Annotated in this window: 7 protein-coding genes; 6 read left to right on the forward strand and 1 reads right to left on the reverse strand. The window is 60.1% G+C overall.

The window, feature by feature from the left end; all coding sequences use genetic code 11:
• Positions 1-273 precede the first annotated feature (273 nt).
• The 3 genes from D7D26_RS12370 (at position 274) to D7D26_RS11540 (ending at position 1,303) form a co-directional block, all read left to right on the forward strand.
• A complete protein-coding gene (locus D7D26_RS12370) occupies positions 274-420 on the forward strand; it encodes a hypothetical protein (RefSeq protein WP_158606356.1) in 147 nt (48 codons plus the stop codon).
• A gap of 144 nt (positions 421-564) precedes the next feature.
• A complete protein-coding gene (locus tag D7D26_RS11535; RefSeq protein WP_120373142.1) occupies positions 565-918 on the forward strand; it encodes a nucleotide pyrophosphohydrolase in 354 nt (117 codons plus the stop codon).
• A gap of 16 nt (positions 919-934) precedes the next feature.
• Positions 935-1,303 carry a nuclear transport factor 2 family protein gene (locus tag D7D26_RS11540; RefSeq protein ID WP_120373143.1) on the forward strand — a complete coding sequence of 123 codons (369 nt, stop codon included), beginning with the start codon at positions 935-937 and terminating at the stop codon, positions 1,301-1,303.
• A 102-nt stretch (positions 1,304-1,405) separates the two neighbouring features.
• Here the strand turns inward: D7D26_RS11540 and D7D26_RS11545 are convergent, their stop codons facing one another.
• Positions 1,406-2,434, reverse strand: coding sequence for an aminotransferase class I/II-fold pyridoxal phosphate-dependent enzyme (locus D7D26_RS11545; protein WP_120373144.1), 1,029 nt, complete (start codon positions 2,432-2,434; stop codon positions 1,406-1,408).
• A 471-nt stretch (positions 2,435-2,905) separates the two neighbouring features.
• On the opposite strand from D7D26_RS11545, the gene D7D26_RS11550 reads away from it, so the two are divergent.
• The 3 genes from D7D26_RS11550 to D7D26_RS11560 all read left to right on the forward strand — a co-directional run bounded on the left by D7D26_RS11550 (position 2,906) and on the right by D7D26_RS11560 (position 6,613).
• A complete protein-coding gene (locus D7D26_RS11550; RefSeq protein ID WP_120373145.1) occupies positions 2,906-4,210 on the forward strand; it encodes a DNA recombination protein RmuC in 1,305 nt (434 codons plus the stop codon).
• A 283-nt stretch (positions 4,211-4,493) separates the two neighbouring features.
• Complete coding sequence (locus D7D26_RS11555) at positions 4,494-5,708, forward strand: aromatic amino acid transport family protein (protein WP_120373146.1); 1,215 nt, start codon at positions 4,494-4,496, stop codon at positions 5,706-5,708.
• Positions 5,709-5,722: 14 nt separating this feature from the next.
• Entirely contained in the window at positions 5,723-6,613 is an 891-nt protein-coding gene (locus tag D7D26_RS11560; RefSeq protein WP_120373147.1) for an acetamidase/formamidase family protein, read from the forward strand.
• Positions 6,614-6,817: the final 204 nt, after the last annotated feature.

Consider the following 6,817-nt stretch of genomic DNA (forward strand, 5'->3'; position numbering starts at 1 on the left):
AATGCAAGCTTCTTTTAATTCAGATTTAATGCAACGGGGTACCGGATGTTGCGTTGCATTTACCTTGAAGAATTTCATATCACTGAACAACGACACAGCAACGATATCACCTCTTGCGGAAAAACAAATCTGTGGTAGAATATTAAGATAATGCTATGAGCATTAAAGAACCGCCCCCGGTCGAAAGCGTTCGGCTCACGGGAACGCAATGCTTCCGGGCGGCGCAGCAGTACCGTAACAGGTAACAGAAATATGGAGGTCAGCAACAGAAACATGTCGTACAATGAAAGACTGAGAAAAGCGTCAAAGTATTGCGAGCGCAACGGCAGTTACCGCGTGATCGTCGGCTGCGGCGAGAAGAAGCTTCTGCTCGTCCGCAACGCCACCGGCTACGTCAGGACCGCCCTGCTCGGCGAGTGACCTTTCCCCCGCACGGGGAAAAGGCTCTGCGACCTTTCAGCGCCTCGATCCTTGGGGATCGGGGCGTTTTTTTATGGAGCGAAAGAGCGTCTTGCCAAAACGGCGTCTCTCGTATAAAAATAAAGCGTCACGGAGGTGAAAAACATGACGGACAACGACAGCCTGCGCGCCTTGAGCGACCGGCTGCGCAGGTTCTGCGAAGAACGCGACTGGGATCAGTTCCACAATCCCAAAGACCTGGCCATCGGCATCGCCACCGAGGCCGGCGAGCTGCTGGAGATCTTCCGCTTCATGAGCGCGGAGCAGCAGGCAGAGCTGCTGGCCGGAGTCGAAACGCGCGAGCACATCGAGGACGAGCTGGCCGACGTGTTCTTTTTCGTGCTGCGCTTCGCGCAGATGAACGGCATCGACCTCGGCCGCGCGCTGGAACGCAAAATGGCGAAAAACGCGCGCAAGTACCCGGCGGACCAGTGCCGCGGCGACAACCGCAAACGGTGAAAGCGAGGCAATCCACATGGAAATACGCGATTTCTGGAAGGCGACGCTGGGGCAGGACGCCGCCGCCATGCGAAGGTTCTTCGCGCCCAGCGCCGGCGTGTTCTGGCACAACACGAACGAAGCGTTCAGCGCCGAAGAGTTCATCGAGGTCAACTGCGAATATCCCGGCGCGTGGGACGGCGAAGTGGAACGGGTCGAACGGATCGGCGGGCTGATCGTCACGGCGCTCCGCGTCTTCGCCGCGGGAGGCGGCCCGTCCTTTCACGTCGTCTCTTTCTTCCGCGTGCAAGACGGCAAAATCGTCTCCATCGACGAGTACTGGGGCGACGACGGCGCGCCGCCGCAGTGGCGGCTGGACAAAAAAATCGGCAGAGCCATAAAATAATCCCCGTTCCGCCTTGAACTCGTGCGAGGTCCATGAGGATAAAATACGGCGCGGCCGCCGGTCGGAAAATTCTTCCGGCCGGCGGCCGCGTCTTTTCTCGAATCACGCTTTCGTTTTCGGCATCAGGATCTCGCGCGCGGCCTTGATGAAACGGTCGGTCTCGATGGGGACGCGCAGGCCGAGCGTGAAGTGCCGTTCGTCGATACAGGGCAGAATGAGGATGGAGCGCCGGCGCAGCTGAGCGGCCAGCTCGGGAGCGGTGATGTCGTCGCGTTCGAGGCGGCAGAGCACCCAGTTGGCGTCGCTGGGCAGCGGGCGCAGCCCGGAGATGCGGCGCAGGCGCCCGATCAGGCGCGGCATCAGGCGCGTGACCACGTCGACCGTGCTGGAACGGAAGGGCATGATGCGTTCGAGCGCGGGCGCCAGATAATGGGCGAGCGGGCTGAGCGCGGGCGCGAACTGGCGGGCGCGCAGGGCGGAGATCCAGCCTTCGCCGCCGACGGCGTAACTGAGCGGACAGAGCGAGAGCGCCAGAGAATCGGTGAAGGAGCGGATCAGGGCGGCGCGCGGTTCGCGGCGCACGCCCGACCACAGCGAGTTGGTGATGCTGCCGTAGGTGAAATCGACGGCCCGTTCGTCGAGGATCAGCCAGCCGCCGCCGGCCAGCCAGCGGTCGAGTTCGGACAGCAGCTCGGCGGGCGGCATGAGGGCGGCGGACGGAAAGGAGGGATTGCCGAGGATGAGCAGGTCGCAGCCGTCCAGCGCTTCGGCCAGCGCGCCGCGGGGAATGCGGTAATTGTGCTTGAGCGGCAGCGCGAAACTTTTCACGTCCAGGCCGCAGCGTTTCAGGACGCGCTCGTACGAACGCGGGCACGGCACGGGCAGCAGCGCGCGGCGCGCTCCGCCGGCGCTGGCGGCGAGCAGCGCGATCAGCTCCTCTTCGCGCTGCGAGACGGCGATCTGTCCGCTCTGCACGCCGTGGCGCAGCGCGATGGTCTGGCGCAGCGCGGTGAAGTCGGGGTCGACGGGCGCGTCGCACTGTTCGCGAATGGCGGCCGTCAGCGCCGTTTTGATGGCTTCCGGCGTGCCGAGCGGATTGGCCCGCACGCTGAAATCGAGAATTTTGACCACGACGCCACCTCCTCTGCCGGCGAATTTCGTTCAGTATACCTCAAAACCCGGCGGATGAAAATCGACGCTGCGGAACAAAACGCAGGCGGGGCTCTTTCTCGCGGCAGCGATCATCGCCCGCTCAGGATCTTTCCTGCTGTCGAAAATCGTCTCGCGCCGCATAACGCGGCAAGGGAGCTCCACAAAGCGGAACGGGCGGATTGCGCGGCGGTCGAGACAGTCCCGAGCGACTGAACTCCCCCACAGCGCCCGGGAAATTACGTTAATACTTTCTATCAAGAATTAGTATAAGAAGCCGCTCCGGCCGTTTTTCCGAGGCGTTTTCCTGTTTTTCTCATCCCGTCGCCGATGGCGCCCCTGACGGTCGGAACGACAAAATATGTCAACAAACAATAACCTATGGAAACTGATATTTTATTTCTGTGCTACAATGACGGAAAGAACGCCATCTTTACGAAATCGGGAGAACACATGGAAAACTATCTGCCATGGATCACGGCGGTCTGCTCGCTGGGAGCGGCGGTCGCCTGCGTCGTTTTCATCTTTGTCCAGAAGTGCGGCCGCATCGCCACGGAGGACCTGCTCATGGAACTGCTCCAGCAGGAACTGTCCGACCAGAGCGAGGAGGCGCTGCGGCGAAATTCGGAAATGCGCCGCGAGCTGAACGAAACGCTGCGCGCCAGCTCGATGAGCCTCACCGAGTCGGTGCGCGTCATCGGCGACCTGCAGGCCGACCGCATCGAACGGCTGGAAAAACGCAGCGGCGACCTCAACGCCGCCGTGGACAAACGCCTCGAATCGCTGCGGACCGACCTGCTCGGACTGCGTCGGGAAAACCAGTCACAGCTGGAAAAGATCCGCGCCGGCGTGGAAGAGCGCCTGCAGGAGACCATCGACAAGCGTCTGGGCAGTTCCTTCGCGCTCGTGCAGCGGCAGCTCGAAGCCGTGCAGAAGGGGCTGGGCGAGATGCGCAGCCTGGCCGGCAGCGTCGGCGATCTCAAGCGCGTGCTCACCAACGTCAAGGTGCGCGGTTCCTGGGGCGAAGTGCAGCTGCGCGCCATCCTCGAACAGATCCTTTCGCCCGAGCAGTACGCCGCCAACGTGGCGATCCGCCCCGATTCGCAGGAGCGCGTCGAGTACGCCGTGCGCCTGCCGGGCGACGGCGAGCAGGCGCGTCCCGTGTGGCTGCCGATCGACAGCAAGTTCCCGCTGGAAGATTATCACCGCCTCTGCGACGCCTCGCAGTGCGGCGACGAACAGGCCGCTGGCGCGGCGCGCGCCGGCCTGCTCAAAGTGCTCGAAAGCGAAGCGAAAGACGTCTGCGAAAAATATATCGCGCCGCCGCACAGCACCGACTTCGCCCTGATCTTCCTGCCCATCGAAGGATTGTACGCCGAAGTGCTGCGCGACCCCGCCGCGGCTGAACGCCTGCAGCGCAAGTACCGCGTCGTCGTCGCCGGTCCCGCCACGCTGGCGGCCCTGCTCAGCAGCCTGCGCATGGGCTTCCACACGCTGGCGATCCAGCAGCGCAGCGGCGAAGTGTGGGAACTCCTCGCCTCCGTGCGCGGCGAGTTCGGCAAGTTCGGCGAAGCCCTCGACAAAGCGAGGCGTCAGCTCAACGCCGCCGCCTCCTCCATCGAGGAGACCGGCCGCCGCAGCCGCGTCCTGCGCCGCCGCCTCGACGCCGTGGAACACCTCACTGACATGACCGCTTTTCAGCCCGGCAGCGAAGAAAATGTTGAAGCCTCCGAACCGGAAGATCGCGCCAATTCTTAAGACCCCCTCCCGGAACCCGGTCCTCTGTCCCGCCAGCGGCGATCGCTCCGGCTCGAATGGGAAGATCCCGTTATCTTGAAAGAGGCAGCGTTCCGAAAGACTGAAACCTCCCGATAAAAAACTCTCTCCGGACGCCTCGGATGACATGCGGTGCTTCCGCCAATCCCTGCTGCGGTTATTTTGACACTTCGACATTCCATGATATACTGACTTATATCATGATATTATCTTTTATAAAATGCTGTCATAAAGATAGATTATGCTTTTCAAGGAGGAAATATGGATGAGCACTCACGAACAGAGTTCCGCGTTGAAAGTTCACAAGCTGACGTTCTGGGAAGCGACGATGATCGTCGTCGGCGCGAATATCGGTTCCGGCATTCTCGGGCTGGCCTATTCGAGCCGTAAGGCCGGCTGGCCGGTTCTGTTGCTGTGGCTGATTGTCGCCGGCATTTTCACGACATTCTCGATGCTGTACGTCGCCGAGACGACATTGCGCACGGAAAAACCTCTGCAGCTCCCCGGACTGGCCGAGCGTTATGTCGGCAAACTGGGAGCCGCGCTCATCTTCATCTCCGTGGCAGCCAACTCGATCGGCTGCATGATTGCCTACATGACCGGCAGCGGCAATATTCTTGCCAAAATGTTCGGCATTCCCAATCAAATGGGCAGTCTGCTGTTCGCCGTTCCTGCCGTCATCGTCGTCTGGCTGGGTCTGAAGGCTACCGGCGTCGCCGAAAAAATCATCAGCACCGGCATGATGGTCATGGTCGGCGTGATTATCGCGGCTTCGTTTCTCTCCGACAAGGCGAATGTGAACAGCGCTCTTTACGCCAACTGGACGTACGCCGTGCCCGTGTTTAACGTCGCGATTTTCTGTTACATCGCTCAGTACGCCGTGCCCGAAATGGCCCGCGGCCTGCGCCATGATCCTCGGGAACTGCCCAAGGCCATCACCACGGGCATGTTTCTCACCGCCGTGCTGTTGGCTCTTGTGCCCCTGGCCGTCATCTCTCTGACCGGCCCCGAAAAAGTCACGCAGGTCGCCACGATCGCCTGGGGTGAAGCCCTTGGCCAGTGGGCTTTCTTCGTCGCCAACATCTTCGCCCTGTGCGCTATGATGACTTCTTACTGGGCCGTCGGCGGCAGCTTCCTGACGAACATCGTCGACATGTTCCATTTCAAGTCCGAGACCGATTTCATGACCCGGCTCGTTTCGGTGATCTGCGTCTGCGTGCCTCCATTTCTGCTGGCCTACAGCGGCATGGTCGGCTTCGTCGACGCAATTTATCTGGCCGGAACATTCGGCGGCGTGATCATGTCCATCCTGCCCGTGATGATGCTGAACAGCTCGCGCAAAAGCGGCGACGTCGAGCCACATTGGAAGTGCGGCTGGTACAGCGCCGGCTGGGTTCAGGGCCTGCTGATCGTCCTCTTCTGCGGTGCGGCCGTCTACGCGATTTTCGACCTCGCGGGCATCCTTCCGAGCGCGTGGTAAAGCGGGTGTGCTGAATGCAGTTTTTAGGAAAAGACAAAGTTATTTTCTCTTTTAACCAGGACAACAAGCCGGCGTATTTCGTCGACGACGGCGAAGTTTTCACCGTCGAAACCGACGACTGCTACAGTGGTCAGATCAAAGATTCCAGCGTGCTGCGCCCCGACATCGACATTTCCATCATGGACTGTTCGGTCGGCCCGATTTACGTTAACGGCGCCGAGCCGGACGATGTGCTGTGCGTCGAGATCCTTGGCATTGATTTTGCGCCGCAGGGCGTCATGGTCACGTCACCGGGACTGGGCGTGCTTGGCAGGAAGACGAAAAAAGCCAATACGAAAATCATTCCGATCGAGGACGGCTATGCCCATTTCAGCAAGGATATCATCCTGCCGCTGACGCCGATGGTGGGCGTGATCGGCGTGGCGCCCCGCAGCGGCGACATTCATTGTGCCGTGCCCGGCGATCATGGTTCCAACATGGACACGAAAGTCATCACCGTCGGTTCCAAAGTCTATCTGCCTGTCGCCGTCAAAGGGGCATTGCTGGCCGTCGGCGACTTGCACGCCTGCATGGGCGACGGAGAACTCAGCGGCACCGGCATCGAAACGGCCGGCACGATCCTGATGAAAACGACCGTGGTCAAAGGAACGCGCCTCGAACGTCCTATGGTGGAGACAAAGGACAGCATGTACACGATCGCTTCCGCAAAGGAATTCAAAGACGGCGTGCGTGCCGCCGTCGAAGACATGGTCAATTATCTGATGAAAAAAACCGGACTGGAATTTCAGGATGCGTACCGCCTTCTCAGCGCCACCTGTGACATTCAGATCAGCCAGGTAGTCAACGATTTGCACACGTTCCGCGTGCGCGCCCCCAAGAAGCTCCTGAAACTGGGCGGAATCTAGTTTTTCCCTGGAACATAAAGGGACTAACGAAGCAGACTTTTTAATACTACTTCTTTATAGTATAGCCAAACTTCCCGTACCTCAGTTATAATGCACCCGAGGTGATGGAGAATGCCCGTAAAATACGAGATCACATCGGAACAGCAGGCGGAAATCGAAGCAGCGCGGAAAAAGAATCGCAACAAGAAGATCGAAGCCAAACTG

It is taken from the genome of Pyramidobacter sp. CG50-2 (assembly GCF_003612005.1).
GTDB lineage: Bacteria > Synergistota > Synergistia > Synergistales > Dethiosulfovibrionaceae > Pyramidobacter.

Coding starts and splice junctions, on each gene's coding strand:
- D7D26_RS12370 (WP_158606356.1), top strand. CDS start 274: ATGTCGTACAATGAAAGACTGAGAAAAGCGTCAAAGTATTGCGAGCGC.
- D7D26_RS11535 (WP_120373142.1), top strand. CDS start 565: ATGACGGACAACGACAGCCTGCGCGCCTTGAGCGACCGGCTGCGCAGG.
- D7D26_RS11540 (WP_120373143.1), top strand. CDS start 935: ATGGAAATACGCGATTTCTGGAAGGCGACGCTGGGGCAGGACGCCGCC.
- D7D26_RS11550 (WP_120373145.1), top strand. CDS start 2,906: ATGGAAAACTATCTGCCATGGATCACGGCGGTCTGCTCGCTGGGAGCG.
- D7D26_RS11555 (WP_120373146.1), top strand. CDS start 4,494: ATGAGCACTCACGAACAGAGTTCCGCGTTGAAAGTTCACAAGCTGACG.
- D7D26_RS11560 (WP_120373147.1), top strand. CDS start 5,723: ATGCAGTTTTTAGGAAAAGACAAAGTTATTTTCTCTTTTAACCAGGAC.